Below are 26,775 nucleotides of genomic sequence, written 5' to 3' on the forward strand. Positions count from 1 at the left end.
GCATTTAAATATGGAGCACCCGCAGCACAAACCCATTCAAGCCCATAAGATAAAAGTAGGTCCTAAAATTCTAACATAATATGACATTTATCATCCAAAGGTGCCTATTGCTCCATCCAAAATCTTTAGGCAATTACGATGATGGAGGTATGAAGTTGGAAGTATGAGTTAAGAAGTATGAGTTAAGAAGTACGAAGGATGAGGTTGGACGAACAGGGTTGGAAGTATGCGGTTGGAGAAATGAGGTTAGAAGGTCTTACTTCGCTCTTCAAACTTCTCACTTCAGCCTTTCAAGATGTATTTATCGGTTTCTTGCTTTATTTTTTCTTGCTGTTTTTATGGAAGTTACAATAATAGCCAATACTTCATTTGCTTCCTTATTTAACGGTTTTATTTCTCTGGGATTAGGTATGAGCACTTCTTTAAATAACTCCAGCCAATAAATAGCTTCGTCTGCTTCTTCCTCTACAATTTTAAGTTTATTTATAAAATCTGCTGTTGACTTCGCCCTGCTGGCGTGAGCGTCACGCTCGTAACCAAAATACTGGTTACTGGGTTTAATCTTTCAAAGATCCATCATGCCCAAGTGCATCCCTTTATTGTCTATTTTAAGTACAGTTTCATCATCTGCATAATTTCTTGCACTACTGTATTTCCATTCAACCGGGTTCGTCACGAAACCCTGTTTTACAGGATTGTTATGTATATAATTAATCTTTTGTTTTAAAACCTTATTGCTCCAAATTTCTATCGGTTTATTGTGCTGCTGCCAAAACTGTATTTTATTTACATTACTATTTTTACTACCAGCACTTTTCATCATCCTCAGTAACCAATCCTTTCTACTTTCTTGTACGTTTACTTGTATGGCTTTTATGATTTTTCTGGCGGTAAACCCTTTAAAATCCCTTAGCAATCCCGAAGGGTCCTCATAATCAGATCGAAATATCATATGAACATGACTAGGCATGAAACAATATGCAAACACCTCCATGCCCTTTTCTTCTCGACAAAATGTAATACTTTCCTCCAAAATTGAAAAATAGACTTGCCTGGTAAATACATCTATCCAATAAACTGTTGCAAAGCTTACAAAATAGGCTGCAGTTGGATTTTTGAATTTGTATTTTCTACTCATAATTGATGATCTTATAAAATATAATTTTGTGATAGTTATAGTCATGAGCATGATGCTCGCTCCAGAAAATGAATTGTTATTAGCACGAGCGTGACGCTCGCGCCAGCAAATGCATTAAATTCTCGCGATTTTGGAATATTTTTGCACAAATTCCAGCAGTCAATCGCAAATCTTTGAGTTCTTAATTTAAGATCTTGCATTGTTCTATTTTAATTACAGTGCTAAATACTGTACCCTAAAATTCGTACTTCATATTTCATTTCTCATATTTCAACTTTCGTACTTCTAATTTCGTCCCTCGTACTTACACTATCCCAACCACCCCTCTCTGTCCAATGATCTATACTGGATGGCTTCGCTGATATGGTTTCCTGAAATCGCTGTGGTATTTTCCAAATCGGCAATGGTCCTTGCCACTTTCAGAATCCTGTCATAGGCCCTGGCAGATAGGTTTAAGCGTTCCATGGCATTTTTTAAAAGATTCAGAGATGCAGAATCTAAGCTGCAATGCTCCCTGATCTGTTTGGTATTCATCTGAGCGTTGTAGTGTACAGTTTCCAGGCCTTCAAAACGTTGGGTTTGTATTTCTCGCGCTTCAGTTACCCGTTTACGTATGGCAATACTCCCCTCCCCTTTGCGTTCATCTGATAGTTTTTCAAAAGGTACCGGGGTAACTTCTATATGGATATCTATCCGATCCAATAAAGGCCCTGAGATCTTACCTAAATAACGCTGCATTTCAGCGGGAGTTGAAGTTACCGGTGCATCCGGATCATTAAAAAACCCTGATGGACTGGGGTTCATACTGGCTACCAGCATAAAACTACTTGGATAGGTAACCGTAAAACGTGCCCGTGAAATAGTCACTTCCCTATCTTCCAAAGGTTGTCGCATTACCTCTAGTACTCCCCTTTTGAATTCCGGTAATTCATCCAGAAACAACACTCCGTTATGGGAAAGTGATATTTCACCCGGTTGCGGATAAGCACCACCTCCCACCAGGGCTACATCCGAAATAGTATGGTGAGGGCTTCTAAAAGGACGCTGACACATTAATCCACTATTCTTGATCTTACCTACCACACTATGGATTTTAGTGGTTTCCAATGCTTCCTGCAGGGTCATTGGTGGTAGTATAGAAGGTAATCGTTTTGCCAGCATGGTTTTACCAGCTCCCGGTGGACCAATCAATATAATATTATGACCCCCGGCTGCTGCTATTTCCATGCAGCGTTTAATACTTTCCTGTCCCTTAACATCCGAAAAATCATATTCGGGGAAATCAAGGTTCTTATAAAACGCATCCCGTATATCTACTTTAGTAGGATCAAGGCATTCTCCCTGGTTAAAGTAGTTGATTACTTCGGCGATCTTTTCCACGCCATATACTTCCAGACCGGCTACTATAGCAGCCTCCCTTGAGTTTTCCACAGGGAGGATAAACCCTTTAAAGCCTTCTTCCCTAGCCTTCAAAGCAATGGGCAGTGCCCCTTTAATGGGCTGCAGGCTGCCATCAAGCGATAGTTCGCCCATAATAACATATCGTTCCAATTCTTCTGCCATAATCTGGCCAGAAGCAACAAGTATACCCAGGGCGAGGGTAAGGTCATATGCCGAACCTTCTTTTCTTAAATCGGCCGGAGCCATATTGATGGTGATTTTTTTTCCCGGTATTTTGTAACCATTGTTGAGCAAGGCAGCCGCAATTCTAAAATTACTTTCCCTGATGGCATTATCCGGCAGACCCACCAAATGATAGCCAATTCCTCTGTCCACATTAACCTCTACTGCTATGGTGGTTGCTTCCACTCCGAAAACGGCACTACCATACACTTTTGAAAGCATGCTTCTCTATCTATGCGGTGACTATTGAGTAATTATAACATAGATAAACCACTTCACTGCATAAGCACTACAGTTTTTGAAAAAGTAAGAAGGCGATACAAAACGGTAAAATTAGTTTTCCCCAGGGAGAAAACTGAGCATGGATTTGGAGGTAGCCATGATTTCCTCTTTGTTCATGAGCATTTTCCTGAATTCGTTGTTATTGAACAATGGTGCCTGGTCTCTATAATGAGGGCTAAACGGATTACCAGACTGGCCAGTTGGTAGTATACTAACACTGTTTTCAATATCTGAAAAGTCTATTACCCGCCTTGTAGAGGGTCCGGAACTCACTTTATGTTTACCATCCGGGGTATAAGGGAAATACATATTGTTAATTACTTCCCTTGTTCCGGCCACAGGAAAAGGACCTACATTAAAGAAAGAACGCAACATTTCAATCTGTCCGATTGGATGTCCGTGCTCAAGGGTATGCACAGTTCCCCATGTCCATTCTGAGCTGTTCTCCCCGTATTCCTCTCTTAAAGATTCCAGGGCCATCACAAAAGAACCGTGAACAATATCGTTTTTTTGTTCAATGATATCTTCCGTTGTACTATTATCCCACCAGACCGAAATTTCTTTTTGAGCCATTGGGGCTATCAGCCTTTTATGAAAATGGGTCGCTAAAAATTGTTTGAAAAGATCCGGACCCAATTCATCTTCGAAGGTATTTTTAAGAAAAAAATAGATCCATTTGTGAAAAATTGTGGCTTCCGTACTTTTTAAACCGGAATCCCCGTTCCATGCATTAAGTTGATCAAGCAGGTTGATATCCTGTTCGCTGAGCTCTTTTACAGCAACAAATTTAGCCAGGTTTCTGATAATTTCAGGATTTACAGAAGAAGTCCCATCCGTTATCATATCCATTACCGTTTTTTTGTCCCATGCGTCATTTTCATCCAATAGCTTTACAATGCGCTTTGCCCTATTCTCGGGTAAATAATAACCGGGATATTGCATCCCCACAATTGAGTCGGGTTGATTGTTGGCAGAGTAAACATAGTTCCAGGGAGGATTGACAGCCATTGGGTTCTCTGCAAAATCCAAATACCTCATAGGTTCATAGGCACCAGAACTTCCTTCCATAATTAGTTTCGTTTGCGCACTATCGGGCATTTGATATAATTTAGCAGTGGCCCACCAGGCTACATTACCTTCTTTATCCCCATACATGATATTCAATCCCGGAGCATGTATATCCGGTAAAGCTTCTTGAAACTCACCGATATCTGCGGCATGGCTCATGGCATAGAGGGCATCCATCACCTTATTATCCATTTTGGTGTAAATCCAGGACATACTAACCGGCTTCTCACCATTTATCTGGTCCGCAATTCCGTTAAGGACCGGTCCATGATGCGTTTTTCTCAATGTTAAAGTTACATCTGCACTATCTTTAACAAGGATATTTTTCGTTATCACCTCATAACTCTCCCAACCATCTTTGGTCTTATACTTGGTACTATCTGATGGATGGTTTTCCTCATAATAAAAATCTATATCATCGTTTTCAAACATGGTAACCCCGTATGCCAAAGTTCGATCATGACCTAAGATAGGAAATGGGATACCGGCCATATGATATCCATATTTCTCATATTCAGGGGTCATCACATGCGCCTCATACCATACAGAAGGTTGTGCAAATCCAATGTGCGGGTCATTAGCAAGAATAACCTTGCCCGCCCTGGTTTTTGAAGGCGCTATTACCCAGCTATTACTGCCTTCCAGTTGAGGTATGGGTAAATTGTCCAGCGCGTTGGAAATTGAAGCAATTAGTTTTCCTTCTGTTGACCTGGGATTGGGGGAATTATAATTTCTTATCCATTCTGTATTTTCATTCACATTTACTTCAAGATCAATTAGATATTCCGGACCTAGTTTATCCTTGATTTCGCTTAGCAAGGGATCAGATTTATGAGCCATGGCAAAACTAAATGCCATATAGCCCACAGAATTAAAAACATCCCTGAGACCAAATGGTTCCTTATCTATTCCCGTCAGATAGAATTCAATCGGGGTGGGTCCGCTTTCAATAAACTGGTTAACTCCATCCAGGTACGCCTTGGTATACCTAACTGTTTCGCTGTCCGGATTCAGTTGTTGAACCGTCTTAGTGGTAGCATCGTCAATACCAAGTGAAAGGAAGAATTTATCGGTTGACACTAATTTAGAACCAAAAACTTCGGACAACCCTCCCCTGGCTACCCTCCTTAGCAATTCCATCTGCCAAAGCCTGTCCTGTGCATGTACATAGCCCAGTACCCTAATTGCATCTTCTTCGGTTTCACCATAAATATGGGGGATCCCATAGGTGTCATAGTACACACTCACCTCATTAGTTAAATGCACTAACTGTTTTTCACCTTCATAGTCGGGTTGCAGGCTTTGTACAAAAATAAATCCGGAGAGTAATAGTATACCTATTAATGCCAGAATAATCAGGGAGATCTTTTTAATTTTCTTCAAGAGTAGCGATTTGAGGCTTAAAGATAAAAAAATACACGTCTGCCTGAATTATTAGTGTCATTTTTTATTCCTATTGGCCTATCATAATCTAATGGGCCATGATAAACGCAAATACAAATTTGCAATTAACTAACGTATTGTGCTGCTCAATTCTCCTTTGTTGCCGGCATCAAAGTTAATAAGGCCTTCTTCCAGCCAATTCTTATAGGCCTCACTATCGGCATTTTGTATTGAAGAATTCAAAACTTCCAGATCCGGTGAAAGTAAAACATAATAGGGCTGCGATGCTGCACCGAAGTTAAGTGTTTGAAATGTACCCCATTTCTCCCCTATGGTTCCGATATTTTTTACCCGGCCGGAGTCAAATTTATAGTCAAATTTTTCGTCTTCCGGCAACGACTTCCTGTCGTCAATATAGAGGGAAATCAATACATAATCCTCATCGAGTATTTCAAAAATATCAGGTTCGCTCCATACGTTTTCTTCCATTTTTCTGCAGTTCACACAGGCATATCCGGTAAAATCCAATAAAACGGGTTTGTTTTCTTTCTGAGCATAGGCCATCCCTTGTTCAAAATCCTTAAAACAATTTAGTCCAAGCGGACAATTATTGTCTTTTTCAACTACGGAATAAAAATCGGGAGGAGGAAATCCGCTTAGAAATTTAAGATTGGTAATATTTAGAACACCCAAGATTAAATAAAGCGTAAAAGCTGCTGATATCACACCTGCTGTAAGACGTGCCATAGGCAATTTTCGTCTTGGACCTTCATGAGGAAATTTTAAAACTCCAAATAAATACAATGTCATTAGAAAAAACAAAAGAATCCAAATTCCAAGGAAGATCTCTCTTTTCAGGAAACCCCAATTGCCTACCAAGTCCGCATTGGATAAAAATTTAAAAGCCAGGGCCAATTCCAGAAATCCCAGAACGACCTTCACGGTATTCATCCAACCGCCCGATTTAGGTAACGCATTTAGCATTGAAGGAAAAAGGGCAAATAATGTAAATGGCAAAGCCAGGGCTACACCAAAACCCAGCATCCCTGCGGAAAGATTGTATGCTACATCACCCTCTGCAAGTGTGGTACCTCCTAGTAGCCCCCCCAAAATTGGTCCGGTACAGGAGAATGACACAATGGCTAAGGTTACAGCCATAAAGAAAATACCAAACCCACCTCCAACCTTGGACGAAATATTATCCATTTTACTAGACCATGAACTGGGCAATGTAAGTTCATAATAACCGAAAAAAGAGAAGGCAAAAAATACAAACACTACAAAAAATCCAATGTTCAGCCAAATATTTGTAGCAATGGTATTGAGGATCTGTGGATCTACCGAATCGAAGATATGGAAAGGTAAACTAAGCAGGAAATAGATCAACACTATAAAAAATCCATATAAAGAAGCTTCAAAAATACCTGTTGATTTATTTTTGGAATGCTTTGTAAAATAAGAAACTGTGAGCGGGATCATCGGAAATACACATGGGGTCAATAACGCGATGAGACCACCTAAAAAACCCAGGCCGAAAACCACCCATAAACCCGATCCGGATTTAAGGTTTTTTTGATCATCACTTTGAAGTCGTTCTTTGTTTTTTAAATTGAGTTTTAATGAAGAACTCATGGCGAGGCTTCTTTCATCAATGTTTTGGTCTTCAATAACAATCCCCTCACCGTTGAGGGCAATTCTGAATATATGTTCTTTAGTTATGCAAACTTCTTTACATACCTGATAGAAAAGTTCTACATTTATTTGAGTTAAGGACGGATTTATAAGTTTTATGCGTTGTGTAAATACCGCATTCTTCTTAAAAAATACTTCATCCACCTCAAAAATTTCACTGTATTCCGTAATAGTCTCACTTTCTGAAGTTTTACCTTCTAATTGATAATCTGTGCCGTTCCCGTGGAAAGTAAACTCACTGGGCAAAGATCCGCCTTCGTTGGTATATTGAGAATAGACGTGCCAGCCTTCTGCTATTTTACCTTTGAAAATCAATTCATAGTCCGACTCGGAAATTTTATTGATTTCATGGGACCATAGCACAGGGTTCTCGTCGTCCTGTCCATATCCTATGAACAAATTGGATAGTAATAGAGAAAATAAAATGAAATACCTCATTCTGTAACCGTGAATTTTAAAATGTTTTTAGTCTCCGGTGTCACTCTGAACCTATCATCAGCTCTTCTGCCAATAATCCATACAATAGCATCGCCTGAGCATAAAAACCATTGTTTCTCCTTGGAAATAAGATTCATTTTTTGGTCTTTAAAAAATTTGGAGACCTTTTTTTTGCCTTTCATCCCAAAGGGATAAAAGTAATCCCCTTTTTGCCAATTTCTGATGTTCAATTTATGATTTAACGTTTCTTTATCTACATATAGTATCTTTTTGGAATGTTCGCCTATGCTGTCCACTTCTTCGATCTTCATTTTTAAAGGTTCTGTAACCATACCCGGTACAGCCTCTAGCTCATATTCTATTGCGCTTGAAGAAGACAGGGGTTGTAAAAACAAATATGCTCTTCCCTTAATAAGCCTGTGAGAATGTGAACGAATTTCTTTCCCACTTTGAGCAGATAACAAATTGACCACATCATTCCACTCTCTGAACCCATAAGGATGGAACAGTGCATGCATGTAAGGCTTTAACGGTTTAAATCCTAACAAGGAATTCACGGATACTTTAATAACATCCCCTTCCTGCTCAAAAAGATTTTTCCTGAGGTCGGCAACATAGTCGGCTAAGAGACCGGCGCTCTCTTCAAGGTTTTTGCGTGTGTTCTCAAAATTGTTCAGAAACCCCGGATGTAGCTCTTTTAATCTGGGAATAACTCTATACCGAATCTTATTTCTTAAATATTTAGTTTCAAGATTACTTTGATCTTCCCGCCAGCTTAAACTGTTATCTTCTGCATATTCCAAAATCTGAGCCCTGGAAAAAATAAGCAATGGCCTGCTTATGCCAGTCGTTTTTGCCGGTATCCCTGTTAATCCTTTAAGGCCGGTTCCACGGGATAGGTTAATGATAAAAGTCTCAAGGTTATCGTCTGCCTGATGCGCGGTAACCAAGGTTTTGACCTTATTAGCCTTCATTAATTCATCAAACCAACGGTATCGCAATTCCCGTGCACCTAATTGAAGTGAAACTTTATTTTGATTAATATAATTAATTGTATCAAAGTCTTTTATAAATATTTTTTTGTTTATCTTTCTTGCTAAATCTTCTACAAAAAAAGCATCCATATCACTTTCCACACCCCTCAGTTGGAAATTACAATGCGCAATGGCAAAATCCATTTTGTTTTTCCAACAAAGGTGCGTAAGGACCACGCTGTCCAACCCCCCGCTGCAGGCAATTAGAAATTTCTTTTCCAGAAGATGTGGAAAATTGCTAAGGACATGATATTTAAACTGGTTAAACACTAGACAAAATTAATCAAAGTTGCTGCCCTCTCCAATCTTTTATTGCTATCGGTTAAATACAGGACAAACTCTTTCGCCGTACTAAGTTCCCGGGGTAAATTATCAGTTGGTCTTTCGGTAAAGCACACTATAATGCAATTATTCCTGATAGTAGGCCCATCTAACCTTCCAATACTTCACGCATTGCTTTTGCTTTCAGAAGGCATTCCTGATATTCATTTTCCGGAGAAGCCTTAGCGGTTATTGCACTACCAACAGAAAAAGAAACATACTTTTCCTTAGCGTTATAAAGAATACTGCGGATAACAACGTTAAAATCAAAATCTCCTTCAGGGGTAAAATAACCTACCGCTCCACTGTATAGTCCCCGTTTTGAAGCTTCCAATTCCTCTATAATCTTCATTGCAGACACCTTTGGTGCACCTGTCATACTTCCCATTGGAAAAGTTTCCCGTAGTAGTTCCACCGCACTTTTGTCTTTTGACACCCTCGCTTCTATCGTGGATATCATTTGATGTACTTGTTTAAAGGTATATATTTTACAAAGTTCTGCTACATGGACGCTACCCTTCAACGCGCTTTTTGAAAGATCATTACGCACCAGATCCACAATCATAATGTTCTCTGAACGTTCTTTTATATCCTGTCCGAGGCTATGTTTAAGGGCTTCGTCTTCCTTGATGTCTGCAGATCTTCTGGCTGTTCCTTTAATAGGTTGCGAAATTACTTTTTCACCCATTTTCTTTAAATAACGCTCCGGAGAAGCCGAAAGCAAATAGTTTTCCTGCATCCTGAGATAAGCAGCAAAGGGTGTTTTGGAAATTGAGTTTAATTTTTGATACGTTTTTTCCGGATCGATAGAAGTATTTTCCGCAAAAAATTCCTGACAGAAATTTGCCTCATAAATATCCCCGCGATGAATCTTTTTTAGCATTTCATTCACCTGTTGAAAATAATGGTCTTTAAAAATCCGCATACTAATCTTTACAGGCGAGTCCGTAAAGGGATTAGGGGCTTCATTCAGGTAATTTGAGGATATTATTTCATTGAAATCAGCTTCAATTTCTTCAGAAACCATATTCAGGTATATGAATTCTGCCGAATTTCCATGAATCGTAATTAACTTTTTTGGTTGAAAAAAACTAAGGTCCGCGAAGTCGAGGCTATCTGTGTTTTCTGAAGCAAGGTCTTCTATATCATTTTTTAAATCATAGGATAAATAGCCAAATAGCCAATCATTTGCAGATTCCTGATATGCTCTGAGATCATCAAAAGCATTCTGGTAATCCGTAGTTAAACTTGTAAGGGCGTCAACAGCCAAAAGAGAATCATAGGTGCCGTATTGATCCTTGTTATCATTACTATCTAGCCAGACAATTTCTGTAAATTGCTTTGCCCAAAGCAAAAGACTCGATTTAAATCCGGTAATATCATCAAGCCGGAAAGAAGCCTTAGTTCGCAAAACTATCCGATTGCAGCTAAAAATTCGCTAAGGGCAAGCTGATGTTTCTCCGCCAGTTCAGCATCAGTGATTCCCTGCTCCATATCAAAATTTTCATAAAACGAAGGCAATGAAAAAGTGGCACTGACATGAGCTCCAAACCTTGGTAAAGCTTTTTCTATTATTTCTAAAGATCCCATTGCACCCCGTTTTCCGGGCGAAGTGGACATAAGCAGTACTTCCGTATTTTCCAAAAAATTTCTCTCTAAACGGGACAACCAATCCAGAACATTCTTAAAATAAGCCGATGGGCTGCTATTGTGCTCATTTACAGAAATAATTACCCCTTTAGCGTTCATTAGATCGTTACGCAATTCCACCAGTGAATTAGAAAAACCCTTCTCTTTCTCATGATCCTCACTATACATAGGAAATGGATAATTTGCCATATTTAAAAGTTGAACCTCTTTCCCCTCTAATAATCCAGCGGTATATTGAACTAATTTGAAGTTAATAGAAGTTGAAGAATTACTCCCTGCAAATGCGATTATAGATGACATAGTGCATATTTTTAAGTTGACGAAAATACCCCAATTAAGATTGAATACCGAGTATTTTATCTAATTTTGCATTTTTAAACATCCAAACACCTTGTTAAACAAGTATATAGGGTAGTGAAATAGCATGGGAAATAAAACTGCAAGATTATTTTTTATAGACGCCATGAGGGCCTGGGCCATCTTAATGATGCTGCAGGGTCATTTTGTGGATGGCTTGCTGGAAAATGCTTTCAGGGACCCGGATAGTCTGGTATTCAGCGTTTGGAAATATTTCAGAGGTATTACCGCCCCCGTGTTTTTTACAGTTTCCGGTTTTATTTTCACCTATCTGTTAATCCGTGTTCCGGAGAAAGGTTTTGACAATCCAAGAATAAAAAAAGGGATAAAACGCGGTATTCAACTTTTGCTCATTGGTTATCTGTTGCGTTTGAATGTATTCGGTATATTTGAAGGAGAATTATATCCCTCTTTCTTCCTTGTAGACGTCTTGCATATTATTGGTTTATCTATCCTGGGAATTATTGGTTTCTATTTGCTTACCTATAGGCGTAAAAAGTATGTCTTACCATTATTATTGCTGATTAGCAGCTGTTTGTTGTTTTGTTTTGAGCCTGTATATTCTAAATGGACCTTTACTATCCTGCCGGATGCCATTGCCAATTATTTTACCAGGGCCAATGGATCGGTATTTACGATAATTCCATGGTTTGGATACACAGCTATAGGAGGTTTTTTCTCTATTTTGTTTACTGAATATAAAAATTCCCGATCCCTCTATCCGGCAGCCATTAGTATTTCGGCACTAATGGGTGCTTTAATTATTTTTTATTCATCAGATTTCTTTTTAGCTATTTCTTCGGTAACAGGAATTCAATTATTCGAAGCTGTTGCCAGCAACAATTATTTGTTTATCAGATTGGGGGATGTACTTATTGCCTTTGCGGTTTTTATGCTTTTCCGACAGTTCATAACAAGCAGGACCGTCTTGAAAATTGGCCAGAACACACTTTCTATCTACGTTATCCATTTTGTTATTCTCTATGGCAGCTTTACAGGACTAGGGCTATATCGCTTCTTTTATCAATCCTTAGCCCCTTCAATTTTAATTCCTTCAGCCATAGCTTTTATGTTTATATGTTCCTATCTGTCCTTGTTTTATGCTAAAAATGAAAAAGCTATCAATGAAAGTATAGCCACCGGACTTCAGGAAATAAAAAGCAATTTGCAGCCATGGGCGGCTTTTGCCTATAGATTAGTTAAAATAAACTATTACAGGCTGCTCAGAATAATTGGTTTCGCAAAAGGCTAAAATAAGCCCCTACTATTGCCTGCCTTCCTAATCATTTAACCAGAAAGCGATCATTTTTCTACATTTTCAGGAAATTTTCTAGATATGCAAGGCCCTGTCATCGGTAGCGGCTAAAGCGGCTTCCTTCACTGCCTCGGCATAGGTTGGATGTGCATGACTCATTCGCGAAATATCCTCTGCTGAAGCCCTGAATTCCATTGCAGTCACTGCCTCGGCTATCAAATCAGCACATCGGGCACCGATCATATGTACGCCCAGGACTTCGTCTGTGTTCTTATCTGCAAGGATTTTTACAAATCCATCAATATCCATACTCGCTCTTGATCTGCCAAGGGCCCGCATTGGAAATTGACCCGATTTATAATCTACTCCAGCTTCTTTTAATTCTTCCTCAGTTTTGCCTACAGATGCGACTTCGGGCCAGGTATATACAACCCCGGGAATTAAATTATAATCTATATGCGGTTTTTGACCTGCAATTAGCTCCGCTACCATGGTTCCTTCCTCTTCGGCCTTATGAGCCAGCATGGCTCCCTTAACCACATCCCCAATGGCATAGATATTTGAAATATTGGTCTGCAAATTATGGTTTACCTCTACCCTGCCCGCATCGTCTAAAATTACTCCTGCGGCTTCGGCATTTAATCCATCCGTATATGGACTTCGCCCTACGGATACAAGACAATAATCTCCTTTTAAGACCACTTCTTCCCCTTTTTTATTGTCCGCCTTAATGGTAACCACCTTTGCATTACGGTCAACAGATTTCACTTTATGGGAGAGCAGGAATTTTATTTTCTGCTTCTTTAGAACTTTTAAAAGTTCTTTGGAAAGTGCGGCATCCATCCCCGGAATAATTCTATCCATAAACTCCACCACTGTAACTTCTGATCCCAGGCGTTTGTATACCTGACCTAATTCCAATCCGATCACACCACCTCCTATTATGATCATATGTGAAGGAATCTCTTTCAATTTCAACGCTTCAGTAGAGGTAATTATCCGTTCCTTATCCAGTTTAATAAAAGGTAAAGTCGAAGGTTTAGAACCAGTAGCGATAATTATATTTTTAGCTTCTAAAGTCTGCTTCTTGCCCTTGGCCGGTGTTACTGCGATATGGGTAGCATCTTCAAAACTTCCAATCCCTTCATAAACATCAATTTTATTTTTATCCATTAAAAACTGTATCCCTTTGGTAGTTTGATCTACCACAGCTTGTTTGCGGCCAATCATCTTTTCGAGGTTGACCTTGATCTCTCCGGGAATTTCTATCCCATGTTCTTCAAAATGTTTAATAGCTTCCTCATAGTGATGGCTGGAGTCCAACAAGGCCTTTGATGGGATACAACCCACATTGAGGCAGGTGCCACCCAAGGTTGAATATTTCTCAATTAGGGCAGTTTTCATGCCCAATTGTGCGCAGCGAATAGCAGCAACATACCCGCCCGGGCCAGAGCCAATTATGGCCACATCATATTGATTCATAGTCTATTTTATTTAAACAGAAGGATTTGTATTATACCAGGAATTCCAGGAATTCAGTTCACAAAAGTACAAATGTTTTTGGTTAAGACATAAGACTGGTAGTTCTAAAAAAACACTGGTAAATATTTCATCAAAAATGTACTGCTGTACTATATTTAACTTCATTTATTACAAAGGAACTCTGGGTGCTCCCAATATTCTTTATGGCTGTTAGTTTGGTGACCATGAATTCTCTGTACGTATCCATATCACTCACATTGACTTTTAGGATATAATCATAATCTCCACTAATATGATAACATTCCGAAACTTCTTCCAACCGGACCACCTCACGCTCAAACTGCAGTACATATTCCTTTTTGTGCTGTATGAGTTTTACATGGCAAAGCACCATAAAAGCTTTGTTGACTTTATTTCGATCTACCAAGGCCACGTAATTGGTAATTACACCTGTTTTTTCCAAACGCTTTATTCGCTCGTATACTGCAGTCGTAGAAAGTCCAAGTCGGTTTGCATATTCTTTGGTGGTCCATTTGCTATCCGATTGAAGGAGAGCCACTAATTCCCTGTCTTTATCGTCTATTTTTACCATGATTAATTTACGTTTAACTTAAGTAATTCCTTGTAAATTTAATTATTTATTCTATTTATATGTTAATTAATAGTTTTATTTTCTGCTTATATTCATATTTATTGTTTTTCATTCTATTTGATCGTAATTTTATACTAATAAAATGTTAGTACTATGAAACATAAAGCGACAGACAAAATTCAGGAATTGCACAATTTTGGGGAATTTGGAGGTGTAAATCCTTCGATATCAGATTCATCAACGTATACTTTTCTTTCTGCCAAAACAATGTTCGACACCTTTGAGGGCAATACCGAGGGCTGCTATTTGTACAGCCGCCACTCTTCCCCTTCCAATCTATATCTGGGAGAAGCGCTTGCAGCGCTGGAAGGCACAGAAACAGCCAATGTAACAGCTAGCGGTATGGGTGCAATTACAGCTGTTATTCTGCAATTATGTAATTCTGGTGATCACATAATTAGTAGTCGTACTATCTATGGAGGCACCTATGCCTTCATGAAGAATTTTCTTAAAAAGTTCAATATTAAAACCTCTTTTGTAGATATTACAAAACCTGAACTCGTTGAAAAGGCAATAAAGCCGAATACCAAAATGATATTCTGCGAATCTGTAAGTAACCCGCTGTTGGAAGTTGCCGATATTAAATCACTCTCAAAATTGGGTAAGAAATACACTATTCCACTAATTGTTGACAATACTTTTTCGCCTTTATCAATTGCTCCGGGCAAACTAGGAGCGGATATTGTTATTCACAGCCTGACCAAATTTATTAATGGAACCAGCGACAGTGTAGCAGGCGCAGTTTGTGGTAAAAAGGATTTTTGCCTGAGCTTAAAGGATGTACACGATGGGGCCGGAATGCTTCTGGGTAGTACCCTTGATAGCCTAAGGGCTTCATTTATCTTAAAAAATATGAGGACTTTGCATATACGAATGAAGAAGCATAGTGAAAATGCGCTTTATCTGGCAAAAAAATTCGAAAAAGATGGGCTTAGGGTGGTATACCCGGGGCTTGAATCACATCCAGGACACCATACTATGAAAGCGCAAATGGTAGAAGAATATGGTTTTGGAGGAATAATGACTATAGATGTCGGGTGCCTTAAAAATGCCAATGACCTGATGGAATTAATGCAGAAAAAAAATCTGGGGTATCTTGCTGTTAGTCTTGGGTTCTACAAGACGCTATTTAGTGCCCCCGGAACATCTACCTCATCAGAAATACCATTAGAAGAACAAGAAGAGATGGGGTTATCAGATGGTCTTGTGCGCTTTTCTATAGGTCTTGATAATGATATTCAGAGGACTTATAAATTAATGAAGGAATGTATGCATCAATTAGGAATCCTAAACAATAAGGTCCCCAGTTTTACTTAACACCTATTTTATTTTTTTGCAGAACAGTAGTCAAAATCGTAATATTACGAGCTAACTAAACTGAACCAATGGCTGCAAAAAAATCCAATGCGTATAGAGAAGATGAACATATTGTTGATAATGTAGAGCTTAATATCTGGGAAGCCCTAATCCCGGTTTTTGCACTTGTTGGCATGCTTGCCTACAATGTTTATGTTTTTGGAGATGACGCCATTGGGGGTTCCAATCAGTTTATACTCCTTATGGGTGGAGCAGTAGCCGCAGTAGTTGGCTTTTTTAACAAAGTTACTTACAAACAGATGTTGGCCGAAGTAGCCGAAAATGTGCGGTCTACGACAGGTGCACTTTTAATACTACTTATGGTAGGGGCCCTTGCAGGTACCTGGCTCATAAGCGGTATCATACCGGCTATGATCTATTACGGCCTTCAAATCCTTAATCCTACCATCTTTCTTGGGGCCTGCGTTGTTATTTGTGCAATAATTTCAATTGCGACAGGCAGTAGCTGGACTACCGCCGCTACTGTGGGAATTGCACTTATAGGAATTGGTGATGCCCTGGGTATTTCATTGGGGATGACCGCAGGTGCTGTATTATCCGGAGCATATTTCGGAGATAAGATGTCTCCCCTTAGCGACACCACCAATCTGGCTCCTGCCATGGCCGGTGGTGAATTATTTGATCATATCAGGTATATGACTTATACCACTATCCCAACAATTACCATTACCCTTTTAGTTTTCATAATAATTGGACTGAATTTAGATACTACCGGAGTAGCCGACACGGAATCTATTCTTAATTCCATTGATGCTACATTTACGATAAACGGATGGCTGTTCCTTGTTCCCTTGGCCGTGATTTTTATGATTGTAAAAAAGGCCCCTCCCCTATTGGCACTCCTTATCGGCACATTACTGGGTGGTGTATTTGCCTTGTGGTTTCAGCCTGAGATTGTTGCAGGTATTACTGGGGCCGAAGAATTAGATTTTGAAACAGGATATAAAGGAATATTAAAAGCCATTACGGTCAAGACCACAATTGCAACGGATAACCCGGCACTTAACGATCTTTTTTCTGCCAAAGGCATGGCAGGGATGTTAGGCACCATTTGGCTCATAGTATGTGCCATGGTTTTTGGAGGCATTATGGATGGCATAGGTGCTTTATCAAGAATTACGAAATCGCTTTTAAGCCTGGCCAAAACCAGCTTTGGCCTGTTTGCAAGTACTGTAGGTAGCTGTCTTGCATTAAATGTAACTGCGTCTGATCAGTATCTGGCAATTGTGGTTCCCGGGAAAATGTTTGCAAAGGCCTATGAAGATAAAGGCCTCGCTCCGGAAAACTTAAGCAGGACTTTGGAAGATTCGGGTACGGTGACTTCTGTACTTATCCCCTGGAACACCTGTGGCGCTTATCACAGTGGAGTTCTGGGCGTGAGCGTTGCGGACTATTTTCTGTATGCAATATTTAATTGGTTAAGCCCGATTACAACATTGACCTTCGCTGCTCTGGGTATCAAAATAAAACAGCTTACTTCAGCTAAAGCCCCTTAGGTAGTCAAACGAGAATTTTAATATCGGGAATACCAACTTTTAGACTCTTTAGCTATTATTTCCGTCATTTATTTTTTAATTTCACACAAAATTTTAAAAATAAAATAATGGCTACAGTTACACTCAAAGGAAACCCCCTTCAAACCTCAGGAAACTTACCTCCAGTGGGTGGTAAAGCACCTGGTTTTACACTGGTAAAAAATGATCTGTCTTCGGCTTCGCTGTCGGACTTTGGCGGTAAGAAGGTTGTACTTAATATTTTTCCCAGTATTGATACAGGTACATGCGCTCAATCGGTCAGGCAGTTTAATACCGAAGCAGCTGAACTAGATAATACTGTAGTGCTTTGTATCTCAAAGGATTTGCCATTTGCACAAGCCAGATTTTGCGGCGCTGAAGGAATTGATAATGTAGTTATGTTATCAGACTTTAAAGATGGTAAATTTGGTGAAGCATATGGAGTGACGTTTACTGATGGTCCATTGCAACCATTGCTTTCCCGTTCTGTAGTGGTAGTTGATGAAGCAGGAAATGTTAGTTATACAGAACAGGTTTCAGAAACAGTAGATGAACCCAATTACAAGGCCGCGCTTGAAGCTTTAATGGATGCCTGAAGAAAATATTTTCGTTAACCGAATTAGAAGCATTGGATATGCTTTTAAGGGAGCCTGGCTCCTGGTGCGTACAGAGAGTAGTATACAAATCCAGGTGGTGATTGCGGCCATAATGACCGTAGCCGGATTTTATTTTGGGATATCCAATGCGGAGTGGATTGTACAAATACTTGCAATCGGTCTGGTTCTTGGGATTGAGGGACTTAATACGGCTGTTGAAAAAATGTCTGATTATGTGCAGCCTGAATACGATCAAAAAATAGGGTTTATCAAAGACATATCTGCAGGAGCCGTAATGTTGGTTTCTTTAGCAGCTTCCATAGTTGGACTTATCATCTATGTGCCAAAAATTATTTAATCACTTGAAGTTAGCCCTTCCTGTGTAAATTTGTATTTTTACCCCAAAGAATAGATGATTCAATGGCGAAGAAAAGAAAAAAGTCAAAGCCCGCTTCTTCTAAAAAAGGTTTTTCTTTTAAGTTGTCCAAACAAAATAAAATAATACTGGGTAGCCTTTTGGTGCTTCTCAGTATTGCCCTCTTTTTCTCATTTATCTCTTATTATTTCTCCTGGCAGGATGACCAAAGTGTTCTGACAGAATTTGGGGACAGGAATGAGCAGGCCACCAATTTGCTCAATAAATTCGGAGCTAGCGTCAGCCATTTCTTTATGTACCGCGGATTTGGGGTAGCCTCTTTTATTTTTCCGGTATTGTTATGCATCACCGGGCTTTACCTTTTTCTTAGCCTTGAAAAAAAAGGCTTGTTGGGCAAATGGATTTGGGGACTTGTATTTATCATATGGACCTCCATTACACTTGGTTTTTTTGCAATAGACAGACCTTTATTAGGAGGTTTAATAGGTTATGAGATGAATGATTTTTTGCAGGATTATACCGGCAAGATCGGCGTATTATTGATTTTATTATTTGGACTCACTGTTATTCTTGTGCGGCTGTTTAAGTTCACTCCTGACGGCCTGGCAGCCTTTTTTAAACGAAAATCCAAATCCCTGGCTACAGAATTTCAAAATAGTGGTGGAGAGATCTTGGTAGATATTGATAAAGAGGAACCTATCGTCATTGATACCTATACGCATAAAGAGGATATTCCACCATTGGATACCGAAATAAACAAGGCAGAGGATACTATAATTACTCCGAAAGATACCGTGAAGGAAGATTCCATTGAGATGGAAGTAGAAAAAATTACGGAAGAAAAAGAGGAAAAGGACTTACTTTCTGAAAAATTGGTTGAAGATTTTGGTGAATTTGATCCCACCCTGGAGCTGGCAAAATATAAATTTCCACATCTTGACTTGTTAGACCAGCATGGGGCATCGGGGGGTATAACCATTAATCAGGAAGAGCTTGAAGAAAATAAAAACAAGATAGTTGAGACTTTAAAAAACTATAAAATTGGTATTGCCCAAATAAAGGCTACAATTGGACCAACTGTAACCTTGTACGAAATTGTGCCCGTTGCAGGAGTGCGTATTTCTAAAATTAAAAATTTAGAAGATGATATTGCACTTTCGCTGGCAGCTTTGGGGATTCGGATTATAGCTCCAATACCCGGTAAAGGAACCATAGGAATTGAAGTACCAAATAAAAATCCTTCGGTTGTTTCCATGCGTTCGGTTATTGCTTCCAGTAAATTTCAAAAGGCCGAAATGGAATTGCCCATTGCCTTTGGCAAGACTATCAGTAATGAAACCTTCGTGGTGGATTTAGCGAAAATGCCTCATTTACTTATGGCCGGTGCAACCGGACAGGGTAAGTCTGTGGGCTTAAATGCTGTTTTGACCTCCTTGCTATACAAAAAACATCCAGCAGAAGTAAAATTCATCCTTGTTGACCCAAAGAAGGTAGAACTTACGCTTTACAACAAAATAGAAAGGCACTATTTAGCAAAACTTCCCGATTCGGAAGAGGCAATAATAACTGATAATACCAAGGTCATTCACACCTTAAATTCCATGTGCATAGAAATGGACAACCGCTACGAGTTGCTTAAGCTGGCCATGGTTAGAAATATTAAAGAATACAATGTAAAATTCAAGGCAAGAAAACTAAATCCGAATGAAGGCCATAAATTTTTACCTTATATTGTATTGGTTATAGACGAGTTTGCCGATTTAATTATGTCTGCCGGTAAAGAAGTTGAAACTCCAATAGCAAGGCTGGCACAGTTGGCCAGGGCCATTGGTATTCATTTGGTTATTGCAACGCAAAGACCCTCGGTAAATGTTATTACGGGTTTAATTAAAGCAAATTTCCCGGCAAGGCTTGCGTTTAGGGTAACTTCAAAAATAGATTCAAGAACTATTTTAGATACCCAGGGAGCAGATCAATTAATTGGAAGGGGCGATATGCTTTTTACACAAGGTAATGATATTACAAGGCTTCAATGTGCCTTTGTTGACACTCCCGAGGTAGCAAAAATTACGGAATTCATCGGATCTCAACGGGCATATCCGGAAGCACATTTGTTACCAGAATATGTTGGCGATGAAACTGGCACAGGTATTGATTATGATATTTCAGACAGGGATGCTATGTTTAGGGAGGCCGCGGAAGTAATTGTGAATGCACAACAAGGTTCGGCATCACTTATACAGCGAAAACTAAAACTGGGATATAATCGCGCTGGCCGGATTATAGATCAGCTGGAAGCAGCTGGAATTGTCGGGCCATTTGAGGGAAGTAAGGCAAGGCAGGTACTTGTTTCTGATATTTACGCATTGGACCAGTTATTAAATAATGAAATAAATCAAAAATGAAATATTCAATACTTATAGCGACATTAATTTTATCGGCAGTTGCTCATGCACAATCTTCAGATAAAGCGAAAGCCCTCCTGGATGAAGTCTATGCCAAAGTAAGCAGTTATGAAAATATTGAAGTTAATTTTAAATTTTCATTGCAAAATTCAGAGGCCGATATAAACCAGGACACCCGGGGGGATGTAACCTTACAGGGCGAGAAGTATTTATTGAATTATTTAGGCGCCCAACAACTATATGACGGTAACAAGGTGTATACTGTTGTTCCGGAAAATGAAGAGGTTACAATCGAAGATAAATCTGAAGAAGAAAATACGGTAACCCCATCTAAAATGCTTACTTTTTACAAAAAAGGGCATACCTATACATGGGATATTTTGCAAAATGTTCAGGGTAGAAAAATCCAGTTTGTAAAACTTGTGCCTATAGATACGAATTCTGAGATTACGTCTATTCTCCTGGGTATAGATGCCGAAACTAAACACATCTACAAACTTATTGAAAACGGTAAGAACGGTACAGTTACTACAATTACTGTTAATTCTTTTAAAACTGATCAGCAATTATCAAAAACCTTATTTACATTTGATGAAAATAAGTACAAGGAAGAAGGGTACTACATTATAAGAAACTAGTCCATTGCGCATATTAGATAGTTATATTTTAAAGCGATTTCTTTATAATTTTTTTAGTTCGTTCCTGATATTGATGTTTATCTTCATCTTTCAGACCATATGGCTCTTTATAGATGATTTGGCAGGTAAAGGCCTGGACATCATAATTATAGGGAAATTCCTGTTTTACTTATTGCCTAACCTGACTGAAAAGGTTTTACCGCTCACAGTATTACTTTCCTCTATCTTAACTTTCGGAACTTTCGCAGAAAACTATGAATTTGCGGCAATGAAAGCATCCGGGATTTCTCTGCAACGAGCTATGCTGCCTCTTGTCATATTAATGATCATCCTGGGGGGAGTAGCTTTTTACTTTGCCAATAGCGTAATTCCGGCTTCGGAACAAAAAATATATAATCTCAGGCGAAATATAGCCACGGTAAAACCGGCAGCTGCTGTGGTTGAAGGGGTGTTTAGCGACGTAGAAGGTTATAATATCAAGGTAGATGAAAAGTATGGGGATAACGACAGATATCTTAGCGATGTAGTTATTCATAGGAAAACAAACCTTGAGAAAAATAATACAGTAATAAAAGCCACAGGAGGCGAGTTAAAAAGCCAGGAAGGATCAGGGATTATACAACTGGTCCTCAGTGACGGGCATTATTATGAAGAAATAACCCCAAAAAGTGGATCGGGTAAAGACAATTCTCCTTTTGCAAAGGCCAATTTTGAGACGTATACAATAAATATTGAAGTTCCTGACAACGTTCAGGATTTGGAAGAAGAACGTAATGTACGAACTGATAAAATGAAGAATGTCGCCAGACTTAATAAAGATATAGATTCATTAAAGGAAAATAATGTAAAAGTGGTAACCGCATTTTCCAAAAACATTACCAATAGAATGGGTGCTTTTCTTCCGCTGACAAAGCCCGATTCGCTGCCTGCGCAAAAAACCTTCAAAAAAAGCTCGGATACTGCATTGATAAACGCTAAATACAGGAAAAAGCTCCTTAAGAAAAAAGATACCACCCCCGTAGAAAACCTAATGGATCTGTACCAGGAATATCAGCAAATTCAAATTATGAGTACGGCGAAGAATTCCGTTTCCAATATCCTGAATTCAGTACTTGGTAAAAAAGAAGAAATACAAAGACGATATAAGATATACAATATGCATATCTTATCTTTACACAAGAAATTTGCATTGGCACTTTCATGCATAATTTTATTTTTTGTGGGTGCACCGCTTGGCGCAATTATCCGCAAAGGAGGATTGGGTTTACCTATGGTAATAGCTATTGTTCTTTTTTTAACCTACTATTTTATAGGCGTTTTTGCAGGTAACTATGCCAAAGAGGGAAACATTCACCCCATATTGGGAGCATGGCTTTCTACGCTAATAATGTTACCTTTGGGCGTATATTTGACCAAAAGAGCCACAGCAGATAGAGGGCTAATGGATTTTGGTCATGGTATTGAAAAAGTAAAGGAATTTTTTAGAGGTTTCAGAAAGAAAAATAAAGTTATAGCATCATGATTGCAACTATGGAAGATAAAATTCAATTAAATACTATTGAAGAGGCTATTGAAGATATTCGCAACGGGAAAGTAGTTATAGTCGTAGATGATGAAAATCGGGAGAATGAAGGCGATTTTATTGCAGCTGCGGAAGCCGTAACGCCAGAAATGATAAACTTTATGTCTAAGCATGGGCGTGGCCTTATATGCGCTCCTCTTACCGAAGAACGCTGTAAAGATCTGGATCTGTCAATGATGGTAGAGAACAATACCGTCTTACATCATACGCAATTTACCGTATCAGTAGATTTAATAGGACATGGTTGTACCACAGGAATATCGGTACAGGACAGGGCTAAGACTATTATGGCCCTTGTGGATACGAACACAAAACCGCATGATTTGGGAAGACCAGGGCATATCTTTCCATTACGAGCAAAAAATGGAGGAGTTCTAAGAAGAACAGGTCATACTGAAGCTGCAGTAGATTTTGCCCGTCTGGCCGGTTTTGAACCTGCCGGGATCCTCGTTGAGATTCTGAATGAAGATGGCACAATGGCCCGCCTTCCCCACCTGGTGGAAGTAGCGCGAAAGTTTGATCTCAAACTTGTTTCCATTGAAGACCTGGTAGCCTACAGAATGCGTCATGACAGCCTAATAGTTAAAAGAGAGGAATTTGAAGTAGAAACCCGTTTCGGACATTTTACATTACATGCCTATCAGCAAACGACTAATGAACAGGTTCATCTTGCGCTAACCAAAGGTAAATGGAAGCTGGACGATCCCGTACTTACAAGGATTAACTCCACACTGGTAAATAATGATATTTTGGGTACTCTTACGCACAATGCAGATAAGAAATTAGATGACATGTTTAAGGCGCTTAACGAAGCAGGTAAAGGAGCCATCGTATTTATAAATCAACAGAGCCAGTCCTTTAATCTGCTCAAACGTCTAAAAGGGCTTGAGGAAAATCAGAAAAATGGTATAATTAAGGCTCCCAAAATAGAAATGGATACCCGTGATTTTGGTATTGGAGCACAAATCCTGCACGATTTAAATATTACAAAGATGCGCCTTATGACCAATAGCGACCAGGCCAAACGAGTTGGAATTGTTGGCTATGGCTTGGAAATAGTAGCATATTCACCCTACTAAATAGAATTTATAATTGCTTTTTTATTATTGAGGCCATTAACGCCGCCCTTTCTGCCATTACCTCCTCATTCCATCCCAGTTTAATCAAACAGGAAATAGTTCTGCCCATCCAGTGATCCGACTTTTTAAAATGGCCATCAGGATAATTAGGCATCCCTTCAAGGACATCTTTTGCAACCGGCGCCAAGGACTCTAAATTCTTAAGATGATCCCATTTCTTATAATAATGCCAGTTATTATTATACCAGTAAAAACAACTATCCACCCCTTCTTTCCCAAAAGCTGTGTGTGTCCTTTCGGCTATTTCCTCTGATGGGAGATAAAAGTTTAGAAATGAATAATTCTCAACGCCACCTTCAGGAACTCTCCTGAAACTCACTCCTTCAATGGGTTCCAGGGCATTTCTTAAGATGGTGTAATTCCTCTTTTGAATGGCAAGGAATTCATCAAGGCGGGCAACCTGAGCAACTCCTACCGCTGCATTCAATTCAGAAATCCTGTAATTATAGCCCAAAAACGGGTGACTTTCTGCTCCCCGGTCATTTCCAATATGATCGTGCCCGTGATCCGAATAATGATCCGCATTCCGGTAATAGTTTTCATTGTTGGTGATCATAGCACCACCTTCACCACAGGTAATAGTCTTAACATAATCAAAGGAAAAGCAACCCAGGTCTCCGATACTCCCCAGGGGTTTGCCGTTATACGTTCCTCCTATTGCCTGGCATGCATCTTCAAGTAAGATAAGTTTGTGCTTGTCGCAGATTGCTTGCAGGGCATCCAGATCGGCCATAGATCCACACATATGTACAGGCATTATTACACGTGTATTAGGGGTAATAGCCTGTTCTACGGCAGAAGGGTCCAAAGTAAGGGTATCATCAATATCAACCATCACGGGAATTGCACCCAATGCCAGGATGGACTCAAAACTAGCTACAAATGTGAAACTTGGAATGATAACCTCATCCCCTGCCCCTATTCCTGCACTGGCAAGGGCAACCGTCAACGCTGCCGTACCACTACTCAATAACTGCGCATGATTTGTCTGCATACGCTTTGCCAATTTCTTTTCAAGCTCCAGGGCCTTCCAGTGACCATTTCGCATACCATCAAACCCATATCGCATAAGCACTCCTGAGTCGAGAACATCTTTTACTTGATTTCTTTCCTTATCTCCAAACAATTCAAAACCTGGCATAACAGTGTTTTAATTAAATTATTATAATTTTATTTACTTGTACAAAATCCGCACCTAAGATATATAAATAATACTATTTTCCATATCGCGTCTCACCTTCTTAAATCCGGCAAAAATATCGTCCTCCGCCCTATATCCTATTGGCAGTACCAGCACCGGACTCAGGCCTTTAGAACTAAGATTTAATAGTTCATCATATTGGTTGGGAATAAAACCTTCCATAGGACAGGCATCTAATTGTTCCGCGGCACAAATGGTAAGCAGATTTCCCATGGCCAAATAAACCTGGTTTGTGGCCCATTGCCTGATTTGGTTGTTGTCCATTTTGGTAAATTCACTAACTAATGCATTTTTAAAAGGTTCTAAAACGGAATCACTCGTTCCCCTGATTTCCTTTACCTTTTTAAAATAACCAGTTATATAATCTGCATCTATTTTATTTTCGATACATAAAATCAAAACATGTGAAGCCTGGGCAAGCTGTTGCTGGCCATAGGAATAGTCAACCAATTGTTTTTGTAGTTCCTTATTCTTTAGTACAACCATTTTTATGGGTTGTAAGCCATATGAAGTAGCGGTAAGGTTAAATGCCTTTTTAATTCTGTCCAGTTTTGGGGCTTCAATCTCCTTGGAAGCATCAAATTTTTTTACGGCATAACGCCATTCCATATCCTTAATTATATCTGTCATTTATCTTTAAATTAAAAAAACCATAATTTGACGGCCATAAGTATAACCATAAATATTAAAAACATTTTCACATAACCATCCCCTTTACCTACCGATATTCTGCTCGATAGCCACGCTCCTGCACCGTTCCCAATTGCCAGGACCAATCCTACTTCCCATAAGACCTTATCATTATAAATAAATACAGCCAGGGCTGATAGTGTATAAATAAAGACCACGGCCACCTTGGTGGCGTTGGCTCTCACCAGGGTCATATGGTTCACATAATGCAAAAACAAAAGTATTACGAAACCAATCCCGGCATTGATAAAACCCCCATAAATGCCTATAAAAAAGAAGGCTATAATACCTACCCAGAGATACTTTCCGGTAAGCCGTTCGAATACAATAATCATTACCACCAAAAGCATGATTATGGCCAGTATTTTATTAAATGTTTCGCCTTTAATATCTACTGCAATGGAAGCACCTATAATGGAACCGAAAAGTGCTGAAATTCCCAAATAGATATTAAACGGAAAAGTAGTTACGCCCTTACTTCTAAATCCGGCAACGCCAATTGCCGTCTGTATGGCAATAGCCACTCTGTTTGTACCATTAGCCACACTCGGCGGTAATCCCAAAAAGATTAAAAAAGGCAAAGAAATTAAAGAAGCGCCTCCGGCAACAGTATTTATAAATCCTACGACAAACCCAACTAATACGAGCAGTACATAATGATACCATTCTTCCATGGCGCAAAAATAAGTTCTGGCAAATAAATAATACCATAAACGGCGGAAGAAAATCGTCAACAAACTTTTTAAGGTAAAAAAAAGGTTAGTATATTTGCGCTCGCATTTAGGAGGAATGGCAGAGTGGTCGTCCCGATAGTTATCGGGAGCACGATCTTGAAAACCAGGAATCCTTTTAGATTATTTTGGAGGAATGGCAGAGTGGTCG

At 39.3% G+C, this 26,775-nt stretch carries 22 protein-coding genes; 9 read left to right on the forward strand and 13 right to left on the reverse strand.

The features are described 5' to 3' along the window. Positions 1–301: 301 nt before the first annotated feature. The 8 genes from Q0X77_RS11745 to Q0X77_RS11780 all read right to left on the reverse strand — a co-directional run bounded on the left by Q0X77_RS11745 (position 302) and on the right by Q0X77_RS11780 (position 10,929). On the reverse strand, positions 302–562 hold the full coding sequence (locus tag Q0X77_RS11745) for a four helix bundle protein (RefSeq protein WP_297797611.1): 261 nt from the start codon (positions 560–562) through the stop codon (positions 302–304). A gap of 3 nt (positions 563–565) precedes the next feature. Next, positions 566–1,138, reverse strand: coding sequence for a transposase (locus Q0X77_RS11750; protein ID WP_297797572.1), 573 nt, complete (start codon positions 1,136–1,138; stop codon positions 566–568). A gap of 309 nt (positions 1,139–1,447) precedes the next feature. Next, entirely contained in the window at positions 1,448–2,983 is a 1,536-nt protein-coding gene (locus Q0X77_RS11755) for a YifB family Mg chelatase-like AAA ATPase (protein WP_297797574.1), read from the reverse strand. A gap of 111 nt (positions 2,984–3,094) precedes the next feature. Then, positions 3,095–5,494 (reverse strand): penicillin acylase family protein, encoded by a 2,400-nt coding sequence (locus Q0X77_RS11760; RefSeq protein WP_297797576.1) that lies wholly within the window; start codon positions 5,492–5,494, stop codon positions 3,095–3,097. A 129-nt stretch (positions 5,495–5,623) separates the two neighbouring features. Further along, a complete protein-coding gene (locus tag Q0X77_RS11765; protein ID WP_297797578.1) occupies positions 5,624–7,624 on the reverse strand; it encodes a cytochrome c biogenesis protein CcdA in 2,001 nt (666 codons plus the stop codon). Then, a complete protein-coding gene (tilS, locus tag Q0X77_RS11770) occupies positions 7,621–8,928 on the reverse strand; it encodes a tRNA lysidine(34) synthetase TilS (protein ID WP_297797580.1) in 1,308 nt (435 codons plus the stop codon). Before tilS ends, Q0X77_RS11765 begins: the two co-directional genes overlap by 4 nt. A gap of 160 nt (positions 8,929–9,088) precedes the next feature. Further along, positions 9,089–10,390, reverse strand: a complete 1,302-nt coding sequence (locus Q0X77_RS11775) for an anthranilate synthase component I family protein (protein ID WP_297797582.1) — start codon at positions 10,388–10,390, stop codon at positions 9,089–9,091. 2 nt (positions 10,391–10,392) lie between these two features. After that, complete coding sequence (locus tag Q0X77_RS11780; RefSeq protein ID WP_297797584.1) at positions 10,393–10,929, reverse strand: NAD(P)H-dependent oxidoreductase; 537 nt, start codon at positions 10,927–10,929, stop codon at positions 10,393–10,395. Positions 10,930–11,053: 124 nt separating this feature from the next. On the opposite strand from Q0X77_RS11780, the gene Q0X77_RS11785 reads away from it, so the two are divergent. After that, the gene (locus tag Q0X77_RS11785) at positions 11,054–12,238 is read left to right on the forward strand and encodes an acyltransferase (RefSeq protein ID WP_297797586.1); all 1,185 of its coding nucleotides are present in this window, start codon (positions 11,054–11,056) and stop codon (positions 12,236–12,238) included. 78 nt (positions 12,239–12,316) lie between these two features. Here the strand turns inward: Q0X77_RS11785 and lpdA are convergent, their stop codons facing one another. Both lpdA and Q0X77_RS11795 read right to left on the reverse strand, forming a co-directional pair. Next, a complete protein-coding gene (lpdA, locus tag Q0X77_RS11790; protein ID WP_297797588.1) occupies positions 12,317–13,723 on the reverse strand; it encodes a dihydrolipoyl dehydrogenase in 1,407 nt (468 codons plus the stop codon). A gap of 130 nt (positions 13,724–13,853) precedes the next feature. Next, entirely contained in the window at positions 13,854–14,315 is a 462-nt protein-coding gene (locus tag Q0X77_RS11795; protein WP_297797590.1) for an Lrp/AsnC family transcriptional regulator, read from the reverse strand. Positions 14,316–14,468: 153 nt separating this feature from the next. Between Q0X77_RS11795 and Q0X77_RS11800 the strand changes: the two genes are divergently transcribed. The 8 genes from Q0X77_RS11800 (at position 14,469) to ribB (ending at position 23,942) form a co-directional block, all read left to right on the forward strand. Further along, complete coding sequence (locus Q0X77_RS11800; protein WP_297797592.1) at positions 14,469–15,692, forward strand: aminotransferase class I/II-fold pyridoxal phosphate-dependent enzyme; 1,224 nt, start codon at positions 14,469–14,471, stop codon at positions 15,690–15,692. A 68-nt stretch (positions 15,693–15,760) separates the two neighbouring features. Next, positions 15,761–17,248, forward strand: coding sequence for a Na+/H+ antiporter NhaC (gene nhaC / locus Q0X77_RS11805; protein WP_297797594.1), 1,488 nt, complete (start codon positions 15,761–15,763; stop codon positions 17,246–17,248). A 107-nt stretch (positions 17,249–17,355) separates the two neighbouring features. Continuing rightward, positions 17,356–17,862, forward strand: coding sequence for a thiol peroxidase (gene tpx, locus Q0X77_RS11810; protein ID WP_297797596.1), 507 nt, complete (start codon positions 17,356–17,358; stop codon positions 17,860–17,862). Then, the gene (locus Q0X77_RS11815) at positions 17,855–18,220 is read left to right on the forward strand and encodes a diacylglycerol kinase family protein (protein ID WP_297797598.1); all 366 of its coding nucleotides are present in this window, start codon (positions 17,855–17,857) and stop codon (positions 18,218–18,220) included. Before tpx ends, Q0X77_RS11815 begins: the two co-directional genes overlap by 8 nt. A 62-nt stretch (positions 18,221–18,282) precedes the next feature. Further along, positions 18,283–20,643 (forward strand): DNA translocase FtsK, encoded by a 2,361-nt coding sequence (locus tag Q0X77_RS11820; RefSeq protein ID WP_297797600.1) that lies wholly within the window; start codon positions 18,283–18,285, stop codon positions 20,641–20,643. Next, complete coding sequence (locus tag Q0X77_RS11825) at positions 20,640–21,281, forward strand: outer membrane lipoprotein carrier protein LolA (protein ID WP_297797602.1); 642 nt, start codon at positions 20,640–20,642, stop codon at positions 21,279–21,281. The genes Q0X77_RS11820 and Q0X77_RS11825 overlap by 4 nt, the downstream gene beginning before the upstream one ends. 25 nt (positions 21,282–21,306) lie before the next feature. Then, a complete protein-coding gene (locus Q0X77_RS11830; RefSeq protein WP_297797613.1) occupies positions 21,307–22,803 on the forward strand; it encodes an LptF/LptG family permease in 1,497 nt (498 codons plus the stop codon). Next, a complete protein-coding gene (ribB, locus tag Q0X77_RS11835; RefSeq protein WP_297797604.1) occupies positions 22,800–23,942 on the forward strand; it encodes a 3,4-dihydroxy-2-butanone-4-phosphate synthase in 1,143 nt (380 codons plus the stop codon). The genes Q0X77_RS11830 and ribB overlap by 4 nt, the downstream gene beginning before the upstream one ends. A gap of 7 nt (positions 23,943–23,949) precedes the next feature. On the opposite strand, the gene Q0X77_RS11840 is transcribed toward ribB, so the two are convergent. The 3 genes from Q0X77_RS11840 to Q0X77_RS11850 are packed head-to-tail and all read right to left on the reverse strand — an operon-like array spanning position 23,950 to position 26,567. Next, a complete protein-coding gene (locus tag Q0X77_RS11840) occupies positions 23,950–25,143 on the reverse strand; it encodes a DegT/DnrJ/EryC1/StrS aminotransferase family protein (RefSeq protein WP_297797606.1) in 1,194 nt (397 codons plus the stop codon). A gap of 54 nt (positions 25,144–25,197) precedes the next feature. Continuing rightward, on the reverse strand, positions 25,198–25,833 hold the full coding sequence (locus Q0X77_RS11845) for a nitroreductase family protein (RefSeq protein WP_297797608.1): 636 nt from the start codon (positions 25,831–25,833) through the stop codon (positions 25,198–25,200). Between the two features lie 11 nt (positions 25,834–25,844). Then, positions 25,845–26,567 carry a sulfite exporter TauE/SafE family protein gene (locus tag Q0X77_RS11850; RefSeq protein WP_297797615.1) on the reverse strand — a complete coding sequence of 241 codons (723 nt, stop codon included), beginning with the start codon at positions 26,565–26,567 and terminating at the stop codon, positions 25,845–25,847. Positions 26,568–26,775: the final 208 nt, after the last annotated feature.

Source organism: uncultured Eudoraea sp., assembly GCF_947258925.1.
In the GTDB taxonomy this organism is placed as follows: domain Bacteria; phylum Bacteroidota; class Bacteroidia; order Flavobacteriales; family Flavobacteriaceae; genus Eudoraea.

Bases quoted from the DNA above. Each gene is read 5' to 3' on its own strand.
- Q0X77_RS11750 (WP_297797572.1), bottom strand. From the start codon at position 1,138: ATGAGTAGAAAATACAAATTCAAAAATCCAACTGCAGCCTATTTTGTA.
- Q0X77_RS11755 (WP_297797574.1), bottom strand. From the start codon at position 2,983: ATGCTTTCAAAAGTGTATGGTAGTGCCGTTTTCGGAGTGGAAGCAACC.
- Q0X77_RS11765 (WP_297797578.1), bottom strand. From the start codon at position 7,624: ATGAGGTATTTCATTTTATTTTCTCTATTACTATCCAATTTGTTCATA.
- Q0X77_RS11780 (WP_297797584.1), bottom strand. From the start codon at position 10,929: ATGTCATCTATAATCGCATTTGCAGGGAGTAATTCTTCAACTTCTATT.
- Q0X77_RS11785 (WP_297797586.1), top strand. From the start codon at position 11,054: ATGGGAAATAAAACTGCAAGATTATTTTTTATAGACGCCATGAGGGCC.
- lpdA (WP_297797588.1), bottom strand. From the start codon at position 13,723: ATGAATCAATATGATGTGGCCATAATTGGCTCTGGCCCGGGCGGGTAT.
- Q0X77_RS11795 (WP_297797590.1), bottom strand. From the start codon at position 14,315: ATGGTAAAAATAGACGATAAAGACAGGGAATTAGTGGCTCTCCTTCAA.
- Q0X77_RS11800 (WP_297797592.1), top strand. From the start codon at position 14,469: ATGAAACATAAAGCGACAGACAAAATTCAGGAATTGCACAATTTTGGG.
- nhaC (WP_297797594.1), top strand. From the start codon at position 15,761: ATGGCTGCAAAAAAATCCAATGCGTATAGAGAAGATGAACATATTGTT.
- tpx (WP_297797596.1), top strand. From the start codon at position 17,356: ATGGCTACAGTTACACTCAAAGGAAACCCCCTTCAAACCTCAGGAAAC.
- Q0X77_RS11815 (WP_297797598.1), top strand. From the start codon at position 17,855: ATGCCTGAAGAAAATATTTTCGTTAACCGAATTAGAAGCATTGGATAT.
- Q0X77_RS11820 (WP_297797600.1), top strand. From the start codon at position 18,283: ATGGCGAAGAAAAGAAAAAAGTCAAAGCCCGCTTCTTCTAAAAAAGGT.
- Q0X77_RS11825 (WP_297797602.1), top strand. From the start codon at position 20,640: ATGAAATATTCAATACTTATAGCGACATTAATTTTATCGGCAGTTGCT.
- ribB (WP_297797604.1), top strand. From the start codon at position 22,800: ATGATTGCAACTATGGAAGATAAAATTCAATTAAATACTATTGAAGAG.
- Q0X77_RS11840 (WP_297797606.1), bottom strand. From the start codon at position 25,143: ATGCCAGGTTTTGAATTGTTTGGAGATAAGGAAAGAAATCAAGTAAAA.
- Q0X77_RS11845 (WP_297797608.1), bottom strand. From the start codon at position 25,833: ATGACAGATATAATTAAGGATATGGAATGGCGTTATGCCGTAAAAAAA.
- Q0X77_RS11850 (WP_297797615.1), bottom strand. From the start codon at position 26,567: ATGGAAGAATGGTATCATTATGTACTGCTCGTATTAGTTGGGTTTGTC.